25 protein-coding genes are annotated in these 25184 nt (G+C 48.4%); 14 read left to right on the top strand and 11 right to left on the bottom strand.

Features of this window, described 5'->3' with window-relative positions:
- Positions 1 to 140 precede the first annotated feature (140 nt).
- The gene (locus tag CWI76_RS07395) at positions 141 to 2741 is read left to right on the top strand and encodes a sensor domain-containing phosphodiesterase (RefSeq protein ID WP_126759701.1); all 2601 of its coding nucleotides are present in this window, start codon (positions 141 to 143) and stop codon (positions 2739 to 2741) included.
- Between the two features lie 7 nt (positions 2742 to 2748).
- On the opposite strand, the gene rep is transcribed toward CWI76_RS07395, so the two are convergent.
- Positions 2749 to 4761: a DNA helicase Rep gene (gene rep, locus CWI76_RS07390; RefSeq protein ID WP_126759700.1), complete on the bottom strand. Its 2013-nt coding sequence runs from the start codon at positions 4759 to 4761 to the stop codon at positions 2749 to 2751.
- A 142-nt stretch (positions 4762 to 4903) separates the two neighbouring features.
- Here rep and CWI76_RS07385 point away from each other — a divergent pair, with 142 nt between their 5' ends.
- Positions 4904 to 5155: an accessory factor UbiK family protein gene (locus tag CWI76_RS07385; RefSeq protein ID WP_126759699.1), complete on the top strand. Its 252-nt coding sequence runs from the start codon at positions 4904 to 4906 to the stop codon at positions 5153 to 5155.
- 7 nt (positions 5156 to 5162) lie between these two features.
- Here CWI76_RS07385 and CWI76_RS07380 read toward each other — a convergent pair whose 3' ends face one another.
- On the bottom strand, positions 5163 to 5873 hold the full coding sequence (locus tag CWI76_RS07380) for a hypothetical protein (RefSeq protein ID WP_126759698.1): 711 nt from the start codon (positions 5871 to 5873) through the stop codon (positions 5163 to 5165).
- Between the two features lie 126 nt (positions 5874 to 5999).
- Between CWI76_RS07380 and CWI76_RS07375 the strand changes: the two genes are divergently transcribed.
- From CWI76_RS07375 to CWI76_RS07365, 3 genes are all read left to right on the top strand, one after another.
- Positions 6000 to 6740, top strand: a complete 741-nt coding sequence (locus CWI76_RS07375; protein WP_126759697.1) for a ferredoxin--NADP reductase — start codon at positions 6000 to 6002, stop codon at positions 6738 to 6740.
- Between the two features lie 30 nt (positions 6741 to 6770).
- On the top strand, positions 6771 to 8066 hold the full coding sequence (locus CWI76_RS07370) for an NAD(P)/FAD-dependent oxidoreductase (RefSeq protein ID WP_126759696.1): 1296 nt from the start codon (positions 6771 to 6773) through the stop codon (positions 8064 to 8066).
- A gap of 97 nt (positions 8067 to 8163) precedes the next feature.
- Positions 8164 to 9702 (top strand): YifB family Mg chelatase-like AAA ATPase, encoded by a 1539-nt coding sequence (locus tag CWI76_RS07365; RefSeq protein WP_126759695.1) that lies wholly within the window; start codon positions 8164 to 8166, stop codon positions 9700 to 9702.
- On the opposite strand, the gene ltaE is transcribed toward CWI76_RS07365, so the two are convergent.
- Together ltaE and CWI76_RS07355 are read right to left on the bottom strand one after the other, a co-directional pair.
- Positions 9688 to 10710 (bottom strand): low-specificity L-threonine aldolase, encoded by a 1023-nt coding sequence (ltaE, locus tag CWI76_RS07360; protein WP_126759694.1) that lies wholly within the window; start codon positions 10708 to 10710, stop codon positions 9688 to 9690. The genes CWI76_RS07365 and ltaE overlap by 15 nt on opposite strands.
- A 35-nt stretch (positions 10711 to 10745) precedes the next feature.
- Complete coding sequence (locus CWI76_RS07355; RefSeq protein ID WP_126759693.1) at positions 10746 to 11372, bottom strand: hypothetical protein; 627 nt, start codon at positions 11370 to 11372, stop codon at positions 10746 to 10748.
- A gap of 140 nt (positions 11373 to 11512) precedes the next feature.
- Between CWI76_RS07355 and CWI76_RS07350 the strand changes: the two genes are divergently transcribed.
- The 4 genes from CWI76_RS07350 to CWI76_RS07335 all read left to right on the top strand — a co-directional run bounded on the left by CWI76_RS07350 (position 11513) and on the right by CWI76_RS07335 (position 14412).
- Entirely contained in the window at positions 11513 to 12484 is a 972-nt protein-coding gene (locus tag CWI76_RS07350) for a PLP-dependent cysteine synthase family protein (RefSeq protein ID WP_126759692.1), read from the top strand.
- 1 nt (position 12485) lies between these two features.
- Positions 12486 to 13649: a cystathionine gamma-synthase gene (locus CWI76_RS07345; RefSeq protein ID WP_126759691.1), complete on the top strand. Its 1164-nt coding sequence runs from the start codon at positions 12486 to 12488 to the stop codon at positions 13647 to 13649.
- A 91-nt stretch (positions 13650 to 13740) separates the two neighbouring features.
- Positions 13741 to 13947, top strand: a complete 207-nt coding sequence (locus CWI76_RS07340) for a hypothetical protein (RefSeq protein WP_126759690.1) — start codon at positions 13741 to 13743, stop codon at positions 13945 to 13947.
- Between the two features lie 36 nt (positions 13948 to 13983).
- Positions 13984 to 14412, top strand: a complete 429-nt coding sequence (locus CWI76_RS07335; protein ID WP_126759689.1) for a VOC family protein — start codon at positions 13984 to 13986, stop codon at positions 14410 to 14412.
- A gap of 12 nt (positions 14413 to 14424) precedes the next feature.
- Here the strand turns inward: CWI76_RS07335 and CWI76_RS07330 are convergent, their stop codons facing one another.
- Entirely contained in the window at positions 14425 to 15366 is a 942-nt protein-coding gene (locus CWI76_RS07330) for a pyridoxal-phosphate dependent enzyme (protein WP_126759688.1), read from the bottom strand.
- 113 nt (positions 15367 to 15479) lie between these two features.
- Between CWI76_RS07330 and CWI76_RS07325 the strand changes: the two genes are divergently transcribed.
- Positions 15480 to 16094, top strand: coding sequence for a YjaG family protein (locus tag CWI76_RS07325; RefSeq protein WP_126759687.1), 615 nt, complete (start codon positions 15480 to 15482; stop codon positions 16092 to 16094).
- Here the strand turns inward: CWI76_RS07325 and CWI76_RS07320 are convergent, their stop codons facing one another.
- Positions 16095 to 16400: a DUF1145 domain-containing protein gene (locus CWI76_RS07320; protein ID WP_126759686.1), complete on the bottom strand. Its 306-nt coding sequence runs from the start codon at positions 16398 to 16400 to the stop codon at positions 16095 to 16097.
- Between the two features lie 30 nt (positions 16401 to 16430).
- The gene (rsmD, locus tag CWI76_RS07315; protein ID WP_126759685.1) at positions 16431 to 17057 is read right to left on the bottom strand and encodes a 16S rRNA (guanine(966)-N(2))-methyltransferase RsmD; all 627 of its coding nucleotides are present in this window, start codon (positions 17055 to 17057) and stop codon (positions 16431 to 16433) included.
- Between the two features lie 87 nt (positions 17058 to 17144).
- Here rsmD and ftsY point away from each other — a divergent pair, with 87 nt between their 5' ends.
- The 4 genes from ftsY (at position 17145) to rpoH (ending at position 21028) form a co-directional block, all read left to right on the top strand.
- Complete coding sequence (ftsY, locus tag CWI76_RS07310; RefSeq protein WP_126759684.1) at positions 17145 to 18347, top strand: signal recognition particle-docking protein FtsY; 1203 nt, start codon at positions 17145 to 17147, stop codon at positions 18345 to 18347.
- The gene (ftsE, locus tag CWI76_RS07305) at positions 18344 to 19015 is read left to right on the top strand and encodes a cell division ATP-binding protein FtsE (RefSeq protein WP_126759683.1); all 672 of its coding nucleotides are present in this window, start codon (positions 18344 to 18346) and stop codon (positions 19013 to 19015) included. Before ftsY ends, ftsE begins: the two co-directional genes overlap by 4 nt.
- Before the next feature lie 3 nt (positions 19016 to 19018).
- Positions 19019 to 19999, top strand: a complete 981-nt coding sequence (ftsX, locus tag CWI76_RS07300; protein WP_126759682.1) for a permease-like cell division protein FtsX — start codon at positions 19019 to 19021, stop codon at positions 19997 to 19999.
- 162 nt (positions 20000 to 20161) lie between these two features.
- Positions 20162 to 21028, top strand: coding sequence for an RNA polymerase sigma factor RpoH (gene rpoH, locus CWI76_RS07295; protein ID WP_126759681.1), 867 nt, complete (start codon positions 20162 to 20164; stop codon positions 21026 to 21028).
- Positions 21029 to 21095: 67 nt separating this feature from the next.
- Here the strand turns inward: rpoH and CWI76_RS07290 are convergent, their stop codons facing one another.
- From CWI76_RS07290 to gpmI, 4 genes are read right to left on the bottom strand one after another with little or no spacing between them, the layout of a single operon-like run.
- Positions 21096 to 21659, bottom strand: a complete 564-nt coding sequence (locus CWI76_RS07290; RefSeq protein WP_126759680.1) for a DUF4377 domain-containing protein — start codon at positions 21657 to 21659, stop codon at positions 21096 to 21098.
- On the bottom strand, positions 21649 to 22473 hold the full coding sequence (locus CWI76_RS07285) for a divergent polysaccharide deacetylase family protein (RefSeq protein ID WP_126759679.1): 825 nt from the start codon (positions 22471 to 22473) through the stop codon (positions 21649 to 21651). The genes CWI76_RS07290 and CWI76_RS07285 overlap by 11 nt, the downstream gene beginning before the upstream one ends.
- Complete coding sequence (locus CWI76_RS07280; protein WP_126759678.1) at positions 22474 to 23607, bottom strand: murein hydrolase activator EnvC family protein; 1134 nt, start codon at positions 23605 to 23607, stop codon at positions 22474 to 22476.
- Positions 23604 to 25139 (bottom strand): 2,3-bisphosphoglycerate-independent phosphoglycerate mutase, encoded by a 1536-nt coding sequence (gene gpmI / locus CWI76_RS07275; RefSeq protein WP_126759677.1) that lies wholly within the window; start codon positions 25137 to 25139, stop codon positions 23604 to 23606. The genes CWI76_RS07280 and gpmI overlap by 4 nt, the downstream gene beginning before the upstream one ends.
- Positions 25140 to 25184: the final 45 nt, after the last annotated feature.

Below are 25184 nucleotides of genomic sequence, written 5' to 3'. Positions count from 1 at the left end.
ACTCTTTTCTAACTTCATGATGAAAGATATACTCGAGCGTTGTTTTTACTAAAAGTTTACATAACTTTTAGCAAAAAGCGCTGTTCTATATGTATGAACGGTCACCAAATCAGAATAATAAAACGAACAAAAACAATAAGATGCAACAGTCTGTCGAGCTTATTAAAAAGCAAAAGGAAATTGCGCGATTGCGTAAGGCTGTTGCACGCCTGCAAGACCTTGCCCTGAAATATCGCGAATCGGAAGTTATTCAAAAAGCACTCTTCAAAATATCGGAACTCGCGTCGTCAGTTACAGACATGCAACAATTTTACCAATCGGTCCACAATATTATTGGTGACCTGATGGTAGCGAAGAACTTCTTCATTTGTTTGTATGACCAAACCGAAGATACGGTTAAATTTGTTTATTTCGTTGATGAATATGATGATATTCCTTCGCTAGAATCGATTCCTGCTGAACTATTAGGCAAAGGGTTGACCGGTTACGTCATGCGAACCGGAAAACCTTTTTTGTACGACGCAGAAGTATTTAAACGTTTGCTAGACAGTGGTGAAATTCGCGACCTTGGGGCAGCGCCTGTCGATTGGCTCGGTGTTCCTCTCCACTCAGATAATCGTGTTATCGGTGCAATGGTTGTGCAGAGCTATACTGAAGATGTGCGTTATAGCGAAGCCGACAAAGAGCTATTTATGTTCGTGTCGCAGCACATTGTCAACGCATTAGAGCGGGTGCGTCAGCGAGAGTTGATGCAGGCGGAAATTGAACACCAAACGGCAAGACTGCGCCAAATTAATGATGATTTAAAATCAGAAATTGCTGAGCGTGAGCGAGCTCAGCAACTCAGTTCGGTATTGTTCTCGATTTCTGAGGTAACGAATACTTCAGATTCCATGAAAAGCTTCTATGAGCAATTACACCGCCAAATTGGGCAGCTCATCAACAACGACAACTTCTTCGTTGCACTATTAGACGACGACAAGAAATTTCTTGAGTTTCCTTATTATGTTGATGCGTTCGACAACAACCTACAGAAAAAACGCCCATTAGCTCGGGGTATGACTGAATACGTTATTCGCCATAAAAAGCCTGTGTTTATTGAGCGCGAAAAATATGCCGAGTTAATTTCGTCGGGCGAGGTTGAAGGTTCAACCAGCTATTATGGTACGCAACCAACGCAATGGCTGGGCTCTCCGCTACTGGTCGATGATGAAGTTATTGGTGTACTGTCAGTGCAAACCTACAGCGACAAAGTGACCTACAAGCAAGATGATCTCGAATTGCTCAACTTCGTTTCGCAGCATGTTGCAGTAGCCATTGAGCGCCGACGTAATGCTGACGAAGTGCGCCGCGTTAATGCCTATTTGGAGCGCAAGGTCGCCGAGCGCACCGAAGAACTGGTAAGTGAGATTGAGCGACGAAAGAAAGTTGAAGAGAAGTTGTTCTATGATGCGCATCATGATGCCCTGACAGGTTTACCAAATCGTTCGATGTTCACCGAGCGCTTGCAGCAAACCTTGAAACATAAGCGCCGCTATCCACATCATAATTTTGCGGTATTGTTTGTTGATCTTGATCGCTTCAAAGACATTAACGATACCCTTGGCCACTCGGCAGGCGATGAATTCCTGCTTGAAGCCAGTCGCCGTATTGGTGAATGTATTCGAGATAACGATACGATTGCGCGTTTAGGCGGCGACGAATTCGTTATTTTGCTTGATATGATCCGTCATATCGAAGATGCCTGTGACATTGCCTCACGCATTATTGAAAAAATGAAACTGCCGTTTGTGTTTGGCGAAAGTGAGCATTACTCAGGTGCCAGTGTTGGAATTGCAGAATGCAAGTCGCGCAATGACTCTGCCGAACGATTGCTACGTGATGCCGATGCGGCCATGTACCAAGCCAAGAGTATGGGACGTGGTCGTTACGTGGTATTCGATGAGAGTATCCACAAAGATTTAGTGGCGTCATTAAACCGAGAAACCGAACTGCGCCATGCTCAATTCGATCAAGACTTTATTCTACAGAAGTTTACAGTACACGAACTGGGCAAGAATCAACCGGTTGCGCAAGAGTTATTGTTGCGCTGGCAACGTGATGACAGCTTGTTACCGGCGGACCGTTTCCTAGCAATTGCTGAGAAAACGGGCATGACCATGGCACTTGACCAATGGATGCTCACCCGCTGCTGTGAATTGCTTGCTAGTGATGACGAGGCATTACCGGTTTACGTCAGCATTTCCGCGAAACATCTCTTTAAGTTGGCCGATGTAAAAGCCATTCAGGAAATTATTACCGACTCAGGTGTAGCACCAGAGCGTTTAATTCTTGAATTTAGTGAGACTGAGCTACACGACAACTCCAAACGCCAGCTCAGTTGCTTGCGTCAACTTGCCGAATTCGGTGTTGGCTTAGCACTCAATGAATTTGGCCGCAGCGCCGGCGCATTGCAGTACATACTGAATTATCCATTTACTCATGTGAAGCTTGATCCACGCTTTGTTGCCGATATTGCAACCAGTCAGCGCGCTCAAACTATGGTGCGCAACGTGGTGCACCTATGCCGCGATTTAGGAATTGAAATTTCAGCGTCAGGAATTGATACCACGGACCAACAAAAAGCTTTGGTGCATAATGGGGTTAATGTAGGACAGGGTTCATTGTTTGGGGAACCCGAACAGGTAAAGTCACTATCGCAGGACGAGCCGACTCAAGTGCAGTCGGCCGGAACGGCGTAATCTCTTCTTAATCTTCCATGGCTTTGCGAAGTAAAGCTAAACCGCTTGCGCGGGCAGTCTCACGCGCCGCTTCGTTGGCGGCCGCATGTTCTTCCCACTCTAAATCGTCTTGCGGCAGTTCATACAAAAACCGACTCGGTTCGGGTCGCATCACGTCCCCATATTGGCGTCGCTCTTTGGCCATGGTAAATATCAATGACTGTTGCGCTCGCGTAATACCAACATAGGCTAAACGGCGCTCTTCTTCGACCATCCCCTCATCTATGCTGGATTGATGCGGAAGCAGACCTTCCTCCATACCGACCATAAAGACATGCGGAAACTCGAGGCCTTTGGATGCGTGCAACGTCATGAGCTGAACTTGGTCGCCTTGCTCTTCTTCTTCGTTGCGCGAGAGCATATCGCGTAAGCAAAGCTTTGCCACCGCTTGTTCTAGCGTCAAAGGTTCGTTTTCGTCATCGCCTTTGAGCATTTCAGTAACCCAACGCATGAGTTCGCTGACGTTTTTCCAGCGCATCTCAGCCGCGCTGACACTTGGACTGCTTTCATACAGCCATTCTTCGTAGCCGATGAGTTTCAGCAAATCAAATAATGCTGATGCGGCTTCCGGCGTATGATCGCAACGCCTTGCGGCGCGCTTCATGAAATCGACAAAATACTGCACGGACTGATATTCTCGTGCGCCAAGACGAGTCTTCAATGCCTGATGATCGGCCGCTTCAAACAAACTTATGTGAAGTTCATGCGCCAATTCACCGACGCGCTCCACGGTTTGTGGGCCGATACCGCGCTTTGGAATATTGATGATACGGATAAACGCCGTATCGTCGCTTGGGTTCACCAATAAGCGCAAATACGCCATGACATCTTTAACTTCTGCGCGCGCGAAAAAGCTCTGTCCACCGGTCATGCGATACGGAATACGGTTACTCATCAAAGCCTTTTCAAACACACGAGACTGGTGGTTGCCGCGATAAAGTACCGCAAATTGATGATACGGCGTTCGTTCGAGAAAGCGTCGGCGAACAATCTCAGCCACAACGCGCTCAGCCTCATGTTCTTCATTGCGTCCGTAAATAACGCGTAGTGGAACACCGTATTCCATCTCGGAAAATAACTTTTTATCAAATACGTGCGGATTATTCTCAATAAGAATATTCGCCGCTTTTAGAATGCGACCATGCGAGCGGTAATTTTGCTCGAGCTTGATGACACGTAACTGCGGGAAATCCTTTTGCAATAACGCCAAGTTTTGCGGTTGAGCACCACGCCACGAGTAAATTGACTGGTCATCATCGCCCACCACGGTAAAGTTAGCGCGCTCGCCTACAAGTAATCGTACTAACTCGTACTGACTGGTGTTGGTATCTTGATACTCATCGACTAACAAGTAATGGAATTTATTTTGCCAGCGAGTCCGGGCCTGTTCGTTAGTTTTTAACAATAACGTTGGCAATAGAATTAGATCGTCAAAATCTATGGCGTTACACGCTTTCATGTTCTGTTGATAACGGCGATAAAACTCTGCGAACATTTGATCATCGGCTTGCTGCGCCTGGTTCAACACCTGATCGGGGCTGAGCATCGCATTCTTCCAGTTACTAATTTGGCTCTGCAGTAGTTTTAAGAGATTCTTATCACCGTCTAGCTCAGGTTCGGTAAGCGCTTTTAGCAACGCAAAAGAATCTTGATCGTCAAACAACGAGAATCCAGCCTTCATATTCAACTGGCTGACTTCTTTACGAATAATCGTCAGACCAAGCGTATGAAAAGTAGAAACAGTTAATCCACGAGTATATTGGCGACCGAGCGTTTGCCCTACGCGCTCTTTCATTTCACGTGCGGCCTTGTTGGTAAAGGTGACGGCGGCAATATGTCTTGCCTGATACCCACAGCGCTGAATTAAATGCGCAATTTTCTCAGTAATCACGCGGGTTTTCCCGCTACCAGCGCCCGCCAATACCAACACCGGCCCTTCGATGGCTTTCACGGCTTCTTGCTGGCGGGGGTTTAATAGCATGGATAAAAAGGCCTTTGACTGATCGGTTCGATGAATGAGCCGCAGATTTTACCGTAAACTCCTGCTAAGCTAAAAGGTAATTACTCTGAATTGATTTTTAGTGGCTGAAACATTTCTTAAAAGAAGTACAAACGGAAGCATTATGGACCCGAAAAAAATTGAAGATATTGCGCGTCAAATTAACGAAAGTATTCCAGCAGGTGTCAAAGACTTTGCCGGTAACATCGAACAGCGCGTGAAAACCGTATTGCAGCAACAGCTTGGCAAACTTGATGTGGTTACCCGCGAAGAACTCGATGTGCAGCAACAACTTTTGCTACGTTTGCGTCAACGTGTTGATCAGCTTGAGCGCGAACTCGAAGCAATGAAACGCGATATCGACGACGAATCGTAATCTCGACTTATTCAGCAGATCGGCACTGCGCCCACGTGGGTGCGGTGCTAATCGTTTTAGTTGGCGCTGACAGTGGCGGTAGAGCCGCACTCGCTTTCGCCACGCGCGCTTCATAGTCAGTCAGAGTTAATTCGTTGCGTAATATTTGATTCACATCGCGATTAATGAAATACGCTGACGTTCCGATGTTATAAAGTGGCGAGTTCTTTTTTTCGCGAACCAATGCCGTTGCGTTCCCGTTTAATTGATTCAAACAACATTCTTCTAGTTTATTGACCAGTGTTCGGGTAATTGAGTCGGGCACCTTCATATTTTCTGGGTCGCTTGCGTAGGCGCGTAAGCCTTCAATTTGCTCGTAAGCTTCGGCAGTCACAGCAATTACTTGCTGAAGTAGCCCAGCGGTTTCATGGGCAAGGGCAATATTTAATGCAGACAGAATCGCACGACTATCATCTGCTTCAGAATTTCGAAACATGCCTTCAGTACGATTAAGATCGCGCCATTGCTCGTTCAGATATCGCAGCTCTGCAGTATTCACAGGATTGGTCGGCAGGCCTGCTAACTCTTGCGCAAACTCACACACCTTAGTATTGCTATAGCGCACCATAGGTTGTTCCGAGGTGCTTTCTGGTGCTTCCGATGGTGGCTTACAGCCAGCCACAATAGTCATGCTCGCTACGAGCATCATCATCTTCAATGTTGTTGTTTGTCGATTCACCAGAATACTCCTCATGTGTACAGCAAGTGTAACACCTGAGCTGACGCAAAAGCACTGTTCCCGCTAGAAAAACTAGCGTTAAAACCTTACTATGAAACCAGTGCTCACCAACGCGAGGAGATACCAATGGCACAATGGTTAACCGGAGAAGTCATTGAGAATTATGCGTGGAATCAAGAGCTTTTCAGTTTGCGTGTGAGAACGCAGCCATTCGAATTTATCGCTGGGCAATTTGTACGACTCGGTTTACCCCATGAAGGCGGACGCGTGCAGCGTGCTTATTCATTGGTGAACGGCCCCGATGATAACGTCTTAGATTTCTTAGTCAATCGTGTTCATGATGGCTTGTTTTCGCCGCTTCTGCACGATTTGAAGGCCGGCCAAACTATTGAGGTTTCGCAGCCACCTAGCGGCTTTTTTACGTTGAACGAAGTGCCTGATGGCGACAGTCTCTGGCTAATTTCTACCGGCACTGGCATTGGTCCCTATTTGTCGATGCTATGTACCGATATTCCGTGGCAACGCTTTTCTCGCATTCATCTCATTCATGCCGTTCGTTACAGCGCTGATTTAGCCTACCAACGCAAAATACTCAACTGGGTGGAAGCCCACCCAGGACAACTGAATTATCAACCGATTGTCAGTCGCGAGGATTATCCGGGCGCATTGCGTGGCCGTATTCCTGCATTAATTGAAAGTAGCGATTTACAGCGAGCCGTTAACGATGTGCTCGACGAGCGCGCGCAAGTAATGCTGTGTGGTAACCCTGAGATGATTCGAGACGCCAAAGTTGTACTCAATGACATGGGCTTACCGAAAAATCTGCGCCGTAAACCAGGCAATGTCACCATGGAACATTATTGGTAGTGAGTGATAGCACGTTAAAAGGATAAATACATGTCAGAACACCATATTGTCGTTGTTGGTGGTGGTGCGGGTGGTTTGGAACTGGCCAGTAAACTGGGTCGCAAGTATGGCTCAAGTGACAGCGTTAAAATCACACTGGTGGATAGAAATTTGACCCACATTTGGAAACCGCTTCTGCATGAAGTGGCCGCAGGGGCATTGGACGCAGATATCGATGGTGTGGACTACCGTGTCCAGGCGGCCGCAGCTGGTTTTCGCTTTCAACCTGGTGAGCTGATCGCGGTTGACCGGGAATCAAAAACGCTGACCTTAGCGCCTATCTGCGATGATGCTGGCCATGAAATTGTGGCAGCGCGAACGCTCCAATATCACCACTTGGTGCTTGCCATCGGCTCGGTGACCAATGATTTTGGTACAGTTGGTGCCGCTGAACATTGTTATTTTCTAGATAGCGTGAAGCAAGCGCAGAAATTTCATCATACCCTGATGAATACTTTCTTGGCGTTGCAATCAGAGCGCTACCCGCGGCCACTTCGGGTAGGTATTGTCGGAGCGGGTGCCACCGGTGTCGAGTTGGCAGCTGAGCTCCATAAATCAGCAGAATTAATTCGCAGTTATGGGTTTGATGACTTTGACTTGAAGCAACTTGAAATTGTTTTAATCGAGGCAGGCGAGCGTATATTACCGGCACTAAGCGAGCGGATCGCCGCCGCTGCGAGCCGTGAACTTGCCAAATTAGGCGTAAAAATTTGTGTTAACACTGCGGTTGAAAGTGTAAACAAAGACGGGTTCGTCACACGCTCTGGGGATTTTATTGAGGCCGCCATAAAGGTCTGGGCCGCAGGCGTACGTGCACCAAACTTTCTAGCAAACTTTGCTGGGTTAGAAACGAATCGTGGTAATCAATTGGTGGTGACAGATGTTCTGCAAACGACTCGCGATGCCTCTATTTTTGCGATAGGCGACTGCGCTGCATTTACTCAAGCGAATGGCAGCAGAGTTCCGCCTCGCGCACAGGCAGCCCACCAAATGGCTGACTGCGTGTATGACAATATTGTGCGCAGTGTAAACGGTCAGTCGTTGAAACGCTTCACCTACAAAGACCATGGTTCACTGGTATCGTTGTCGAACTACACGGCAGTGGGGAGCCTCATGGGTAACTTGACCCGCGGCTCAATGATGATTGAAGGCTTGATGGCGCGGTTTATGTACAAGTCGTTGTATCGTATGCACCAAGTTGCCTTGCATGGTTATTTCAAAACCTTGTTGTATATGCTGGCGCAAGGCATTAACCGCCGTTTGCGCCCACGCCTTAAATTGCATTGAGAAAGAAGCGAAAGAGTACAGCACGATACGATTTTGAGCTAACTTCATCACCTCGCTGACCTGCTATAGTTTGATAGTAGAGCCAAGGAGGGCAGTGATGGCAGGTAAAGCTGTTTCAATTGCGCGTGTGTTTACGCGCGCAACGCAGGGCATTGAAGCGCCGCAAGTCTCGGTGGAAGTCTGTTTGGCAGGTGGGTTACCTGGGTTTGCGGTGGTTGGCTTGCCGCAGGCGGGCGTGCGAGAAGCGCGAGACCGAGTGCGTTCGGCGATTCTCGCCAGCGGTTATAGCTTTCCCAAAGCGACAAAAATCACAGTGAACTTAGCGCCGGCGGATTTACCCAAATACGGTGCGCGATATGACCTTGCTATTGCCATTGGTATTTTGGTGGCTGACGGACAAATCAGCGAACGTGCAGTTGCTGGTCGCGAGTTTTATGGTGAACTAACACTCAATGGCGATTTGCGTGAAGTGACGGGTATTCTTCCTGCGGTGTTACGCTGTCGCGACGAGGGGCGTGAAGCGGTTATTCCGCTCGACAATGCGGAGGAGGCTGCTGCGTTAACAGTGCAACAATGCGTTGCGGCGATTAGTTTGCGCGATGTGTTTGAGCATTTAACCAGTCCGTCGCCGTTGCCATACATTAAACCGTCAAACGAAAAACCCCAACTCACGCCGCATGGTGATATCGCCGATGTGATTGGACAAGAGCAAGCCAAACGAGCGTTGTTACTCGCGGCAAGTGGTGGTCATCATATTCTATTTGTCGGGCCGCCGGGCACTGGCAAAACCATGTTGGCGCAACGCTTACTTGGGTTGTTACCACCGCTAGATGAACGCGATGGGCTGGATGTGGCAGCCATTCGTTCGGTCAGCGGCACACTGCGCAGTGCACATTGGCAGCAGCGGATTCTTCGGGCGCCGCACCACTCCTGCTCGGCGGCGGCGCTTGTCGGTGGGGGCTCACCACCGCAACCTGGTGAGATTTCATTAGCGCACCGCTCCTTATTGTTCCTTGATGAACTGCCGGAGTTCGCTCGACATGTTCTTGACTCATTGCGAGAGCCACTCGAATCCGGGCATGTCACGATCAGTCGCGCTGGTCATCAGGTAACTTACCCAGCACAATTCCAATTAATTTGTGCGTTAAATCCGTCACCCTGCGGTCACTTTGACGGAACGTTAGCTAGCGCTCGTGCAACACCTGATCAAATCATGCGTTACTTGGGAAAATTATCAGGGCCGTTATTAGATCGAATCGACATGCAGGTGGATGTACCGCGACAGCCCGATGTGCTGAAGCAACAACATCAGCAGGCCGAGCCGGTCACGCCCGTTTGGCGTGACTATGTGCGTGAGGCGAGAGCCACACAACTTGAACGTCAAGGCTGTTTAAACAGTGAACTAAAGCCTAGTCAGTTCGCAGAGTTTTGTAAGTTAGACGACGATGATCACCAGTTTCTAGTGGCCGCGATTGAGCAATTTAAACTATCGCACCGTGCCTATCATCGGCTGCTACGATTAGCCCGTACTATTGCTGATTTAGCTGATGCCGAGATGATTTCCCGAACCCATTTGGCCGAGGCGCTCAGCTTCCGAGCCCTCGACCGCCTTTTACAGCAGTTACACGCGAGCTAGGGCTTGCTTGAATAATGTCAGTACTTGCTCGACATCGGAACGCGAAATATTCAAATGGGTCACAAGACGCATGCGTTGTGAACGTGCTGTTAATACGCCGTTTTCGCGCAAGTAATCGCTTACTTTTTGGGCTGCTTCAAGGTTTGCAAAATTAATGTACACCATATTGGTTTGCGCTGGTTCAATCTGTAAGTCGGTATGCTGAGTGGCAAGTTCAGCCAAGCCATTATGTAGCAACTGCGCATGTGCATGGTCGTCTGCAAGACGTTCAATATGATGATCTAACGCATAATCCATAGCGGCAGCAACAATGCCGGCTTGGCGCATGCCGCCGCCGACCATTTTGCGCCACCGGTGTGCGCGTTGAATAAACTTTTTGGTACCAACTAACACTGAACCAATTGGTGTACCGAGGCCTTTTGAAAAGCAAATGGACACACTATCAAACGGTGCCGATAGCTCAGCAAGTGACAGCCCAGTGGCAATGCTGGCGTTGAAGATTCGGGCACCATCAAGGTGCAGTTTCAGGCCATGCTTGTCACATAACCGCCGTGCTTTGAGCATGTAATCCTGGGGAATTACTCGGCCAGTATGGGTGTTTTCTAATGACAACAAGCGCGTGATTGGAAAGTGTGGGTCATCAGGTTTAATGCGTTTCTCAACCGCACTCAAATTCAGTGTACCGTCCGCTTCAATTTCAAACGGCTGCGGCACAATACCGCCAAGTACCGCGGCGCCGCCAGCCTCATAACGGTAAGTATGGTACTCTTGTCCAACTAAATACTCGTCGCCGCGTTGGCAGTGACTGAGCAACGCAAGCAAGTTGGTTTGTGTGCCGCTGCTGGCAATTAACGCCGCTTCTTTCCCGGCCAGCTTGGCAACACGTTGCTGTAATGCATTGATGGTTGGGTCATCGCCAAAAACATCGTCTCCAACGGGTGCTGCAGCCATTGCTGCGCGCATTGCGGCGGTTGGTTGCGTAACTGTGTCACTACGTAAATCAATCATCGAAGCGAACCCTTCTACTAAATTTGAAAAGAAGTTTACTGCTCGTAACCCCAAGCTGGCGGTGGCACATCAATTGGCGTACTTAAATCCACATGAACTTCAAAGATGCGGCCTGGGCGCGATAGCTTATAACTCATGGTTTTGTCATCGACAAAGCTGATTGTCCAAGTATTGGTCACCGAGACATCAAGGCCATTTTCAATAAACAATGCTTGACTGGCTTCATCCACTGGAAATGCTTGCATTGTGGCACTGCCAGCAGCCAATGTTTGTCCACCATACGGCGAAACATCGTCCGCGCTGCCATCTTCGTGTAGGTGATAATGTTGAAAATCGATATAACCTGGATGCTGAGTTAACACCCACGTGCGCGAACGATCATCACCGACGTGCAGTGGCATACGAATCACATTTTCTTCGCAATCGCGAATGTGCACCACTAACGGTTTGTCCCAAGCCGCGCTTGGCTGATTGTCTTCAACAATGGTCGCAGCAAAAGCTTGGCCGCAATACGGACGGAAAGCGTCAATAAAGGTAGTTTGTTCTGCCACATAACCAGTAGTCGAAGCTTGTTCTGCTGGCGCACAAGCGACTACAGTCAAAAGGCCAGCGGCGATGACGGTACGCTGCCACGTCGGTAAATAGTTGTGTAAATGGTGCATCCAATTTCCTAGTTATGTCATATTCCAAAGAGTGCTGATACTTTGCCACAGCTCGCTTTGCTATAAAACAGGGCATCGTGCGATAATAGTCGCCATTGAGCGCAATTTTTAACGAATTCAAAGAAACGGATTAGACAATCATGCATGTTTATCAGAATGTTTTAGAAATGATCGGCAAAACGCCGATGGTCAAGGTCTCAACTATCGATACCGGCCCTTGTGAGTTGTACTTGAAGCTTGAACTCATGAATCCAGGTGGTTCGATAAAAGACCGCATTGCTGTGAGCATGATTGAGGCAGCCGAAAAATCGGGAGCGTTAAAACCCGGTATGATAATTGTTGAGGCGACTGCAGGTAACACCGGTTTAGGGCTTGCGTTAGTTGCTGCCAGCAAAGGCTACCCGTTAAAGATTGTCATGCCAGACAAAATGTCGGCAGAAAAAGTAAATAACCTCAAAGCGATGGGTGCCGAAGTGGTTCGTACCCGTTCAGACGTGCAAAAAGGCCACCCAGAATACTATCAAGATATGGCAGCACGTATGGCTGAAGAAAACGGCTATTTTTATGTGAACCAGTTTGCGAACCCAGCGAACGTTGAAGCGCACTATAAAACCACTGGCCCTGAAATTTGGGAACAAATGCAAGGTAACCTTGATGCGTTTGTGTGTGGCGTTGGCTCTGGCGGCACGCTGACCGGTATTGGTCGTTATCTGCGTGAGCAAAACGGTGCGGTTGATTTAGTCTTGGCTGACCCAGATGGCTCAATTCTTGAACCGATGATTAACCGTGGTGAAACGGTTGAAGCGGGTAGCTGGTTGGTTGAGGGCATTGGTGAAGATTTCGTGCCAGACATCTGCGATATCCACTTGGCTAACAAAGCGTACGCAATTAGCGATAAAGAAGCCTTTCACACCGCTCGTGAAGTACTGGTGAAAGAAGGGGTGATGGTTGGCTCATCAAGCGGTACTTTGATTGCTGCAGCATTACGTTACTGCCGTGAGCAAACAGAACCAAAACGCGTGGTCACTTTGGCTTGTGATACCGGTAACCGCTACCTTTCAAAACTTTATAACGATGAGTGGATGGCCGCTCAAAATTTGCTGGAGAAGTAATATGGCTGATGCAAAGAACATGAAATTCGCAACGCGCGCCATTCATGGCGGACAATCACCTGAGCCGGCAACCGGCGCTGTCATGCCACCTATTTTTACCAGCTCAACCTATATTCAAGAAAGCCCAGGCGTGCACAAAGGCTTTGAATACTCGCGTTCACACAACCCAACACGATTTGCTTGGGAACGCGCAGTGGCGAGCCTAGAAGGCGGGAAGCAAGGCTTAGCTTTCGCTTCTGGTATGGCGGCGACGTCAACAATTATGGAATTGCTTGATAGTGGTGATCACGTTATTGCCATGGATGATCTGTACGGCGGTACCTTCCGCTTATTTGATAAAGTACGCGGTCGCTCGGCGGGCCTCGAGTTTTCTTATGTCGATTTAGCGGATTTGAGTGCGGTTGAAGCGGCGATTACGCCAAAAACACGCATGATTTGGATTGAAACGCCAAGCAACCCCATGTTGAAGTTGGTCGATATTGCTACTGTGGCGGCTATCGCAAAACAACACAACATGATTGTGGTGGTAGATAATACTTTTGCGACACCTTACAACCAGCGTCCGCTTGAACTAGGCGCCGATATTGTGATGCATTCGGCTACCAAATACCTGAACGGGCATTCCGATATGGTTGGCGGTATCGCGGTAGTCGGTGACAACGACGAGCTCGTGGAAAAAATGCTGTTTTTGCAAAATTCCGTTGGTGCGGTTGCTGGACCATTTGATAGCTATTTGGCATTGCGCGGCGTGAAAACCTTGGCGCTACGCATGAAGCATCATAACGAGGCGGCATTGAAACTGGCGCAATGGCTTGAAGCGCATCCGCAAGTTGAGAAAGTCATTTACCCAGGCTTGCCAAGTCACCCGCAACATGAATTGGCGAAAAAGCAAATGAGCGGTTTTGGCGGCATGATTTCTATTTTGCTGAAAGGTGATTTAGACAAGGCGCGTCGCTTCTTAGAAGCCGTCGAAATTTTCGCGTTGGCGGAAAGCCTTGGCGGTGTTGAGAGCTTAATCGAGCACCCAGCGATTATGACGCATGCGTCGATTCCGAAAGAAAATCGCGAAAAACTCGGCATTTTGGACAACTTTGTTCGAATTTCGGTGGGTATCGAAGATCTTGATGACCTGATTGCGGATTTAGATCGTGCTCTAAGCGCCTGATATTTCAGGCGCATTAACACTCTTTTACAATTTCATGAAGATACGGTAGGCTAATTCCCACAATAAAAACAGAATAAACAAGGAACAAAATATGCCTATTAGCCTGTTTCTTTTACAAGGGTTAGTGGCGGCATTGTTGTTTTATGTGTTGGTGGGACAGTATCAGCGCCAACCGTTGTGGAATATGCTCGCCGTATTACTTTGTGGACTCGTACCGCCGGTCAACTGGATGGTATTAATGGTTGCTGTTGGTGTGCGTATGTGGCGCAAATCAACCCCGATGGTGCCAATTAAATAACTGCATTAAATAACTACATTGGAGTTTGCTGTCTCTATGTCTTCGTCGTCTTTACGCCCGTTTCATTTAGCCGTGCCAGTACACGATATCGCAAAAGCACGTGAGTTTTATGGCGAAATTTTAGGGCTAAGTGAAGGCCGTAGCAGCGAACACTGGGTTGATTGGAACTTCTTTGGTCACCAATTCGTCACGCACCTCGCGCCAGATCGCGCAGGTGTTGCACATCGCAACCCAGTGGACGGGCACGATGTGCCGGTTCCGCATTTTGGTGTGGTATTAACGATGGCCGATTGGCATGCTCTGGCTGAAAAAGTAAAAGCGGCCGGCATTGCGTTCGTGATCGAACCGCACATACGCTTTCAGGGTCAGCCTGGTGAGCAAGCGACCATGTTTTTTTATGATTTCAGCGGTAATGCACTGGAATTTAAGGCGTTTAACGACCTCGGTCAGCTGTTCGCGAAATAATTAATCAGTTCACTATGAAATGATTGCCGGCGGTGCAATATTGCCGCCGCTAATAATCACCCCAATACGCTTCCCTTTGAATAACTTCGAATAACGTTGAATAGCGGCAATTACCGTTGCCGATGAAGGCTCTATCCACTGATCGGTTAATTCAAACACCAGCTTTTGTGCAGCCAGCGCCTCGCTGTCCGAAACCAACAAAATATCATCCACATTCTGGCGAATGATCGGAAAGGTTTGATCGCCGACACTCGTTAGCAGACCATCACAAACACTCAGTGGTGGCATGGCAGGCTGCAGCACACCTGTTCGAAACGACGCTTCACCATCAGCAGCAAGCTCAGGTTCCACACCAAATACCTGCGGCACACCATGCGCTTTGGCTGCGACCGAAGTGCCGCTTAACAAACCACCACCACCAAGCGGCGCAATCACACAATCAAGCTCTGGTTGCTCTTGCAGTAATTCATAGGCTGCGGTGCCTTGTCCCTGCCAAATATGGGCATGATTATAAGGTGGAATAAATATCCGTCCGGTTGGGCGCTGCGCAGCGACAAAGGCTTCGCGAGCTGCCATTCCCGGCTCTATAGTCACTAACTCAGCACCATACTTCGCCATGTTGGCACGTTTCACCGCAGATGCGTTCGCCGCAACACCAACCCGCACCTTGATGCCAAGTTGTTGCCCAGCCGCTGCCAAAGCCGCACCGTGGTTCCCCGATGACACCGTATAGACGCCTTGCGCACGTTCAGCTTCCGTCAGTTTCAACAGCGCATGGCAGGCACCACGATATTTAAATGCGCCGGTATGCTGCAAGTGCTCGCATTTCAGCCACACTTGCGCGCCTAACGCGTCATTGAGTTTCAGGCTAACCAGCACGGTGGTGCGTCGAACCATGGGCGCAATTAATTTTGCTGCCGCTTGAATGGAAGAAGAGTCGAGTTGCAAAGTCATAAAGCGTATACTACCTCAACAGAAAAACGTTATTCGTTATTCGTTCGTCGTTATTAGAAAAAAGCGTCTCGAATAACCAATAACGATTAACGATTAACGTCTTTGGGGTTTTTATGGTTTTAAACACGTTTGAGCGCATCCGCGCCTTACCCTTAGCATACCAAACCGTCATGGCCTTATACTTATGCCAACGCATGGTGCCAAATTACGAACTATTCCACCATGTTACTGGCTTTGGTGATCCAAAACCACTGCAAGGCGCACTCAATGCATGTTGGGATTGGGCGTGGCAAGGGAAAGCAGTGAAAGTCAACTTTTCACGCTGGCAAGAAAAAGTGGACGAGGTGACGCCAAGCGAGCATGGTCACGATATGCTCGGCGTGTACCCAGCCATGGATGCGTGCACGGCCATTAGCACCTTATTACAAGGGCTAATGGATCAGAATAGCGCTGATTTGGTGAGTGTGGCAAAGGTTTCGCAGGCCAGTGTTGCGAAATTCTTGGAGCTGACCGAAGGTGCTGACATGGATGCGCAAGAGCGACGAAAGCTCCTACGCGAACATGAGCTGGTTCAATATGAAATTGAAGTGCAGCAAGCCATTCTCAATTACCTAGAAACCTTGGCTGCAACGCAAGCGCAACCAAGCCAAGAGTTGGTGCGCCAGGTTCGCGACATGGTCGCTGACGAAGGCGTTTCAAATATTGGTGTGAGTATGGCTGACGAATAACTACGGTTTGCCGTTCGTTTGCTCTGGCTGAGCTTGGGTGCGTGTCGGTTGTGCACGCACAATGGCTAACCAGCCAATCACGCCAAAAAATATGATTTGCCAATAATCGCCGCGTCGCCATTGAATGTGTTCTTTGTAAACCGTTGCGAACATCAGCAGCTGCAGTAAGTGTAGGGCAATCAGCAATACCATTAAGAATAGAAAGAATGCGAAGCCTTTGCCTTCGAATGGCGCCACAATATTTGCCAGCATCACGCCCCAAATTACAGCGAAAATAAGTCGCCCAAGCCAAACTGCAATACCCATGTATGAAATACCCTTGTTAATAAAAGTAAATTAATTCACCTGATATAAGCGAAACGCTACTTGTCCCGCAAACTTTTCACGGTGTAATTGCCACGTTGCCGGTACTTGCGGATGAATCGCGCGCTCAGTTTCTACATACACCCAGCTGCCACGACTCACCCAATTGTTCTGCGCAATAAGCGACAGACAATCGTCAGCCAGCCCCATGCCAAAAGGTGGGTCGACAAAAATCACATCAAAGCTTGCGTCGGGTTGTTGTTGTAAAAAATGCAGGGCGTCGCCACGTTGCACAAGTGCTTGTCCGGTAACCGCAGCAGATAACTTCGCCGCATGTTGGGCTAATAAATTAGCCGCTTGCGCGTCTTTCTCAACTAAAATAACTTGTTTGGCACCGCGCGATAAGGCTTCAAAAGCCAGTGCGCCGCTACCGGCAAATAAATCAATGCAACGGCTATCGGTTAACTCAAACTGCAACCAATTAAATAGCGTCTCGCGAACTCTGTCGGTGGTTGGTCGTAAGCCCGGTACATCCGCGATAGCGAGCTTTCGGCCGCGCAATAACCCACCAATAATACGCAGTTCGCCTGCACCTTTGTGCGAACGTTGCTTGGCGTCATGATGGGGAGCGCTTTTCTGCTTGTACGAGCTTCGCGGCATGCTAAAGTAAGCCTTCTTTTATTTGACGTGTTAAACTGTGTGCCATTGTAAACCGAGCAGCAGTGAACTTCCAAAGGTAAAGCAGGCATGGCCAAAGGATCTTTTTTCTCGTTATTTCGCAAAAATAAACCGAACGAAGCCGAATCAGCGTCGGTAGAGAAAGAGCAAGAGCAGCAAGAACAGCAAGAGCAACAGTCGCAAGAGGCCGATCCGATAGCATCAGAGGCACTTCCAAAAGAGCCGTCAGTAGCCGAGGTGGCTGCGCCTGATGCCGCTGAAATTTGTGCGCAAGTCACCGCTGAATCGAAAGCTGCTGAAGTTGCGAAGCAACCAGAAACACAGTCAAAGCCGAGCTTGTGGAAGCGTTTAACCGCAGGACTACGGAAAACGTCATCCGCGATTGGCGACGGTTTGTGGGGTATTTTTAAAGATAAGAAAATTGATGATGAGCTGTTTGAGGAGCTCGAAACTCAATTGTTAACAGCCGACATTGGTGTACCGACAACGCTCAAAATTGTCGAGCGTTTGACCGAGCAAGCGAATCGTAAACAATTACAAGATTCGGCCGAGCTGTTTAAACTTTTACAGCAAGATATGACTGAAATTTTGTCACCGGTGGCGCAACCATTAACCATTCCAAACGACCATGAAGGCCCGTTTGTGATTCTCATGGTGGGTGTTAACGGCGTCGGTAAAACCACAACCATCGGTAAGTTAGCCCAGCAATTTAAGCGCGAAGGCAAGTCGGTGATGCTAGCGGCTGGGGATACCTTCCGTGCGGCGGCGGTCGAGCAGTTGCAAGTGTGGGGACAGCGCAATGACATTCCGGTGGTTGCTCAGCATACCGGTGCTGATAGCGCATCGGTAATTTATGATGCTGTTGAAGCAGCTAAAGCGCGCGGTGTTGATGTGTTGATTGCGGATACCGCTGGTCGATTGCAAAATAAAGCACATCTGATGGATGAACTGAAGAAAGTGGTACGGGTGATGCGTAAGCTGGACGAATACGCTCCGCACGAAGTGATGCTGACATTAGATGCCGGCACCGGGCAAAATGCGATTAGCCAAGCAAAACTATTTACTGAAGCAGTTGGCGTGAGTGGTATTACACTAACTAAACTGGACGGTACGGCGAAAGGCGGTGTAATTTTTGCTATTGCCGACCAATTTAATATTCCAATTCGCTACATTGGTGTGGGCGAGGGAATAGACGATTTGCGACCGTTTGATGCGCAAGAGTTTGTTGATGCCTTATTTCAACGCGAACTGAAAGAGACACAACCATCATGATCAAATTTGAGCAGGTGAGTAAAACCTATCCGGGCGGCTTCCAGGCATTGAACAATGTCAGCTTTCACCTGGAACCGGGCGAAATGGCTTTTCTAACCGGTCATTCTGGCGCTGGTAAAAGTACCTTACTCAAGCTCATTAGTATGATGGAGCGGCCAACAGCAGGCCGTGTGATGATCAACGGACACGATCTCAAGCGTATTCATTCGCGCCAAATTCCATATGCGCGCCGCGACATCGGCATGATTTTTCAAGATCACCGCTTGCTGATGGACAAAACGGTATTTGATAACGTTGCGTTACCACTGTTAATAGAAGGCTATAGCATGCAAGAAGCGCGCAAGCGTGTGCATGCAGCGCTGGAGAAGGTGGGATTAGGCGATAAAGTACGTCACTACCCGATGATGTTATCGGGCGGTGAGCAGCAACGTGTCGGTATTGCCCGTGCGGTTGTGAATAAACCACCGTTGCTGTTAGCAGACGAACCAACAGGCAACCTTGATCCAAAATTATCGATGGAAATCATTCGATTATTTGAGGATTTCAACCGTGTTGGGGTGTCGGTTCTGATTGCGACGCACGATTTAGGACTCATTGCTCGCTTACGTTATCGCACACTCACGTTGCGCGATGGCCGTATGATTAACGATGGTTTGCAGGAGAGCTAAGCCATGAGTTTACTGTTTCGTTCTCGCCAGCAAGGTGCACAACAAGTCAATATTTCGGGCTTTCGTCGTTTTGTCATGTTTTGGGTGCACAATCTGCAGCAAGCCGTGGCCAGTTTAGGTGAATTAGCGCGTTACCCTATGGCCAGCCTGATGACAATGGCGGTGTTGGGTCTGAGTCTGACGCTACCAGCAACGCTTTATGTGGTGGTTAAAAATACCGAAGCCATTGGTGCTGATTGGCAACATGCTTCGGAAATTACGTTGTTTTTGCGCAAAGATTTAAGCCAACAAGAAGTGTCAACGTTTCATAAGCGTTTGAGCTTATCGAACGATATTGAGAGCGTTCGTTGGATAGACAAAAATGAAGCGTTACAAGAGTTTCGAGAAAGCTCAGGTTTCGGTGAAGCGCTTGATGCGTTAACCAATAACCCGTTGCCGGATGTGTTGTTAGTGCTACCGGTCGCCAACAAGCGCGGCACCGTTCAGGCACAACAACTGGCTCAGCAACTGCGTAATGAACGTGAGGTTGAGCAAGTACGACTTGATTTAGATTGGCTGCAGCGCCTCGAGGCCTTATTGAACTTAGTGCGCGATGGTTTGTTAGCACTAGCAGCGTTACTGTGTATTGCGGTGGTGCTGATTGTAGGTAACACCATTCGCCTGAATATTAATAGCAAGCGCGATGAAATTATGGTGATGAAGCTGGTTGGTGCAACCGACGGTTATATCCAACGTCCATTTTTGTATACCGGTGTTTGGTACGGTTTTGTTGGTGGATTGATCGCGTGGCTTGCAACGGCCGTAATGATTTTATGGATTTCTGGCGCCGTTGCTGACATTAGTGAATTGTATGAAAGCCAGTTTGCCCTAATTGGGCTTACATTTAACGAAATGCTGGTGCTATGGTTACTGGCAATTGGCTTGGGATTATTAGGTTCGTATATTGCGGTAAGAAAACACGTTCGTACCATTGAACCGCAATAATCTATCCCCATATGGGTAAAATAGGTGATCAAAATTCATCCCAAAGCAGTCATTGTCAGCAGCGTTAATTTTGCTAGAATGAGGGAACTATTAGACCTTAAAGTGGTCTGAGCAGTGTCTGGATAATGTTGTGCAGACACCAGTGAGAGAGGATGTTGTTGCATGAGCTCTGAAATTACTAGTATGGCATTAGCTGTTCCACAGTCGAGTGGCAGCTTAGAGGCGTACATTTCGACAGTGAACCGCATTCCTATGTTATCGGCAGAGGAAGAGCGCGAGCTGGCGACACGCTTGCAGGAACAGGACGACTTAGAAGCTGCACGTCAGTTGATCATGTCGCACCTGCGCTTTGTCGTACATGTTGCCCGCAGCTACTCAGGCTATGGTCTACCTCAAGCCGACCTAATTCAAGAAGGTAATATTGGTCTCATGAAAGCGGTACGTCGTTTCGACCCTGCGGTTGGCGTACGCTTAGTATCGTTTGCGGTACATTGGATCAAAGCTGAAATTCATGAATATGTGCTGAAAAACTGGCGCATGGTCAAAATTGCAACCACGAAAGCGCAACGTAAGTTGTTCTTCAACTTACGTAAAATGAAGAAGCGTTTAGGGTGGTTTACCAACGAAGAAGTGAATACCGTTGCCGAGACGTTAGGTGTCAGCACTAACGAAGTATTGGAAATGGAAGCGCGCATGAGCGCGTATGATCAAGCATTCGAATTGAGTTCGGACGATGATGATGCAAAAGATAGTAGCACCTATTCGCCAGCACAATATCTTGAAGACAAACGCTCAGACTTAGCTGAAGAAGTGGAAAATGAGCAGTGGGAAAACCACACGCAACGCCGCTTGTTGTCAGCCATCAATACACTCGATGAGCGCAGCCAAGATATCGTACGTGCACGTTGGTTAGACGAAGAAAATAAAACCACATTACAAGAACTCGCTGATAAATATCAGGTTTCTGCTGAGCGGGTACGTCAGCTCGAAGCGAATGCCATGAAGAAACTACGCATGGCAATGTCTTAAAGAAAACACACTAACACAAAAACGCCGGCTTCATCGCCGGCGTTTTTATTTGGTTGGTAATTAGTTCTTAGTTCCACCACACCAGCGTTATGGGAACTTCACCACCGGTATATTCAAACTCAACACTGACTAAACCACCACTGTCGGCTATGGCAACAAGGCCATCACAGTCGACGTTCTCAGCACATAAAAATTCATACTGATAAAACGCATATACGCCAGCAGTTTCTTCGTTCGCGGTAAATGGATTGCCTTCTAATGTTACTTCGTTGTACACGTAACTTGTGCCAATTTCGTCGGGCTCTGAACTGATGATTTCAACAAGTTCGATAGATGTGGCACTGCTATCGGCGACATTATCCGTATCGACATCTTTTTCAACAACCCGAAGCTCATACGATGTGCCAAATTCATGTTCGAAACCAACAATACTATCAGCAAACATTTCACGACCACTGTCAGATGTCGCGATTGCGGCCAAAGCTGGTGTGAATTGAATGCCTAATCCATAATAGACCGGCGCCGACTCAACCGAGACATTAAACTCAGTCCCTTCGTTAGAGTCACTCGAACCGCCACAACCCATTAAAGTTGCCGTCATTAGAATGGGAAAAATAGTTTTAATTTTCATTTGGGTAGATATCCTTTTCGTTTATAAATTCCTTTGGAATCGCTTTGTGTTCGGTGAGTTGAATCGTTTCCGTATCGGGGCGTTGAGCTAAGGATGAGGCGACTACAAGTTTGACGCCATAATGACGTTCAATATCGGGCAGAACTTCTTTTAGAAACTCAAGTGTGGAAAGGTGCGGATGCGCAATAGCGATAGCTTCGCCGTGTTTGTGAGCATGACGAATCAGATCTTTCCAGCGCAACGCAATTTCGGCAGGTTCTGGATTGTTGTCTAGAAAAACGTGACGTCGTGCAACCGGAATACCGAACTCGCGGGCGACAGTCTCTGCCTGCGTAGCCGCAGTTGTGCGGCTGTCGAGAAAATAAAAGTTACGCAACGCAAGCTGTTCCATCACCCACTGCATCGGTTCAATCAACGCCGTTAAACGACTGCCCATATGATTATTCATACCAACGGCCTGCGGTAACTGAATAAACGCTTGCTCCATGAGCAGAATAGTTTCAGCTTTATCATCTTCCGACGACAGCATACCAGCACCGGCGTCGGCATTCGCCGATGCCTGCATAGGCATGTGAATAATCACTTCCTTACCGTTTTGTTGTGCGGTTTGCGCAATGCGCTCGGCATACGGTGTGTGTGGCAACATGGCAAGCGTTAGCGGGCCTGGAAGTTGGGCAAACTGCTGCTGGAATCGGCTATTACCAAGATCATCAATCACAATCGCAATACGTGGTAATACCTTCTCCTCCGCCACGGTAGCAGGAGCGATCAGGAGTACTGCTGCAATGCTCACAATTTTAAATAACGTAGTCATTTAGCGACACCAATTGACAGGGTTTACCGCATCACCTTTTACACGAATTTCAAAATATACCGCAGGATCTTCACGACCACCACTCTGACCAACTAAGGCTATCGTTTCATTAGCTCTGACAACGTCACCTTCGGCCGGTAAAATCGTCTGGTTATGCCCGTATAGACTCATATAACCGTCGCCGTGGTCAAGCACAATCACTAAACCGTAGCCGCGTAACCAGTTGGCAAATAGCACGCGACCATCGGCAATTGCCTTGACCGGTTCGCCCGCATCCGCTTTAATCACCACACCTTTCCAGGTGACGCCACCACTGCGCTGACGGCCAAATAAACGTTCAACTTTACCATCGGTCGGCCAGCTCATTTTGCCTTTACGTTCCGTCAAACCAGCCAGGCGAGGCTCATCGCGCTGTGCCGCTCGAATTGCTGCAAGCACTTGTTCCAAAGCTTCTTGGTTGTCGCGTAATTCTTGAATACGTTTTTGGTCTGCCGATTGTTCACGTTGCAACCGCTTAACTAATTGTTGCTGGTCGGTCTGTTGGGCTTTCAAAACACCTTGTTGCTGACGTTGTTGCTGTTGGCGTTGCGCCAGTTGCTGTTGCTGATCGGCAACGTCGGCTTGTACCTGAGCCAGTTGCTCTTGGGTGATTCGAATATCATCGAGCTCTTGCAATCGTGCTCGATTAAAATAGCCATAATAGCCAAGCAATCGTTCGAATTTGGCTGGTTCTTGCTGTTTTAAAATGAGCTTTAAGTAATCGTGCTCACCCATGCGATAAGCCATATCGAGCTGCTTTTCGAGCAACTTGCGCTGTTTATTGAGCTGTGCGGTGAGTTCTTGTTCTTGTTGCTGAAGGTCGTTAATACGACCTCGAATGTCGGCTAGGCGTTGTTGTGTTGCGTTTAATTCGTTCGCGACGGTTGCCATTTGTTGTTCTAATTGGCGAAGTTCACGCTCAGTAATACTTAGGCGCTCAGCGCGTTGCCCAATGGCGGCTTCGCGCTTTTTTAGTTCCTCAGCTATTTGCGCCAACTGGGCTTCAGTTGCCGCCTGCTCTTGTGCACTTGGCTGTTGTCCCCAGCTAGCTGGCGACAACAATAGAATCATGAGTGCAACAAGTGCGCGCTTCACGAAGTTAACGTCACAATTGGTGAGCCAGTCATTTCTGCCGGCTGCTCAAGACCGAGTAGGTGCAACATGGTCGGTGCAACATCAGATAATGTACCGCCTTCACGTGCTGTAGCGTCACGCCCGACGTAAATAAATGGTACAAGTTCGCTCGTATGAGCCGTGTGAGACTGACCGGTAGTGTGATCTTGCATTTGTTCGGCGTTACCATGGTCTGCTGTAATCAGACATTCGCCGCCAACCTCTTGCAAAGCTTCGATAACACGAGCAATGGAGCGATCAACAGCCTCAACGGCTTTCACTGCCGCGTCAAAATTACCGGTGTGGCCAACCATATCGCCATTCGGGTAATTACAAATAATCACGTCAAATTGACGCTGACGAATCGCTTCAACAAGAGCGTCGGTTAATTGCTCTGAACTCATTTCTGGCTGTAAATCGTAGGTCGCGACATTTGGCGATGGAATAAGAACGCGTTTCTCACCATCAAATTCTTCTTCACGACCGCCACTGAAGAAGAACGTCACGTGGGCATACTTCTCGGTTTCAGAAATGCGGAGTTGACTATAGTCATTCTTGGCGAGCCATTCACCAAGCACGTTGGTGAGACTTTCTGGCGGATACGCAATCGGGCCTTTTAAGTCAGCCGCATATTCGGTGAGCATGACAAAGGCTGATAATTGCGGCACGTGACCACGATCAAATCCATCGAAGTCAGCGTCTAAAAATGCATGGCTCAGTTCACGCGCTCTGTCGGCACGGAAGTTCATAAAGAACACGCTATCGCCATCTTGTATTGGTGCGGCGTCACCAATCAATGTTGGCTTCACGAATTCATCGCTTTCATCACGTTCGTAGGCGTTTGCCAATGCGATACTGGCGCTATCGACTTGGTATGGCGCTTGCCCCTGCACTAATGCTTTCCAGGCTTGCTCGACACGGTCCCAGCGCTTATCGCGGTCCATGGCAAAATAACGACCACAAAGCGTGGCAAAGCGACCCACACCAAGCTGCATAAATTGCTTTTCAAACCGTTCGATGGTTGCGGCCGCCGAGCGCGGCGGGGTGTCACGGCCGTCAAGAAAGCCATGTACATAGATATGTTTTGCGCCACGTTGAGCAGCAAGTTCAACCATGGCTAATAAATGATCTTCATGGCTGTGTACACCACCTGGCGACAACAAGCCCATGATATGCACTGCTTTACCTGCAGATACAGCCGCATCGACGCCTCCAGTTAACGCTGAATTTGTGAAGAAATTGCCATCGGCAATCGCTTTACTAATGCGGGTGAAATCTTGATAAACCACTCGGCCAGCACCTAAATTGACGTGACCGACCTCTGAGTTGCCCATTTGACCGTCAGGTAATCCAACCGCCATGCCTGAACCATCAATCAACGTATGTGGTCGAGTGGCCCAAAGTTTATCCATGGTGGGCGTATGGGCTGCGGCAATGGCGTTATCTTCAGCGGCTTCACGATGACCCCAACCATCTAAAATCAATAGGGCTAACGGTGTATGTGGCTTGGCCATGACATCCTCAGTGGTTTTTTAGTAAATTCAAAAAATTGAACTTAT

Origin of the sequence: Pseudidiomarina marina (assembly GCF_003987045.1) — a bacterium.
In the GTDB taxonomy this organism is placed as follows: domain Bacteria; phylum Pseudomonadota; class Gammaproteobacteria; order Enterobacterales; family Alteromonadaceae; genus Pseudidiomarina; species Pseudidiomarina marina.
This window is presented reverse-complemented; position numbering and strand designations above follow the sequence as displayed.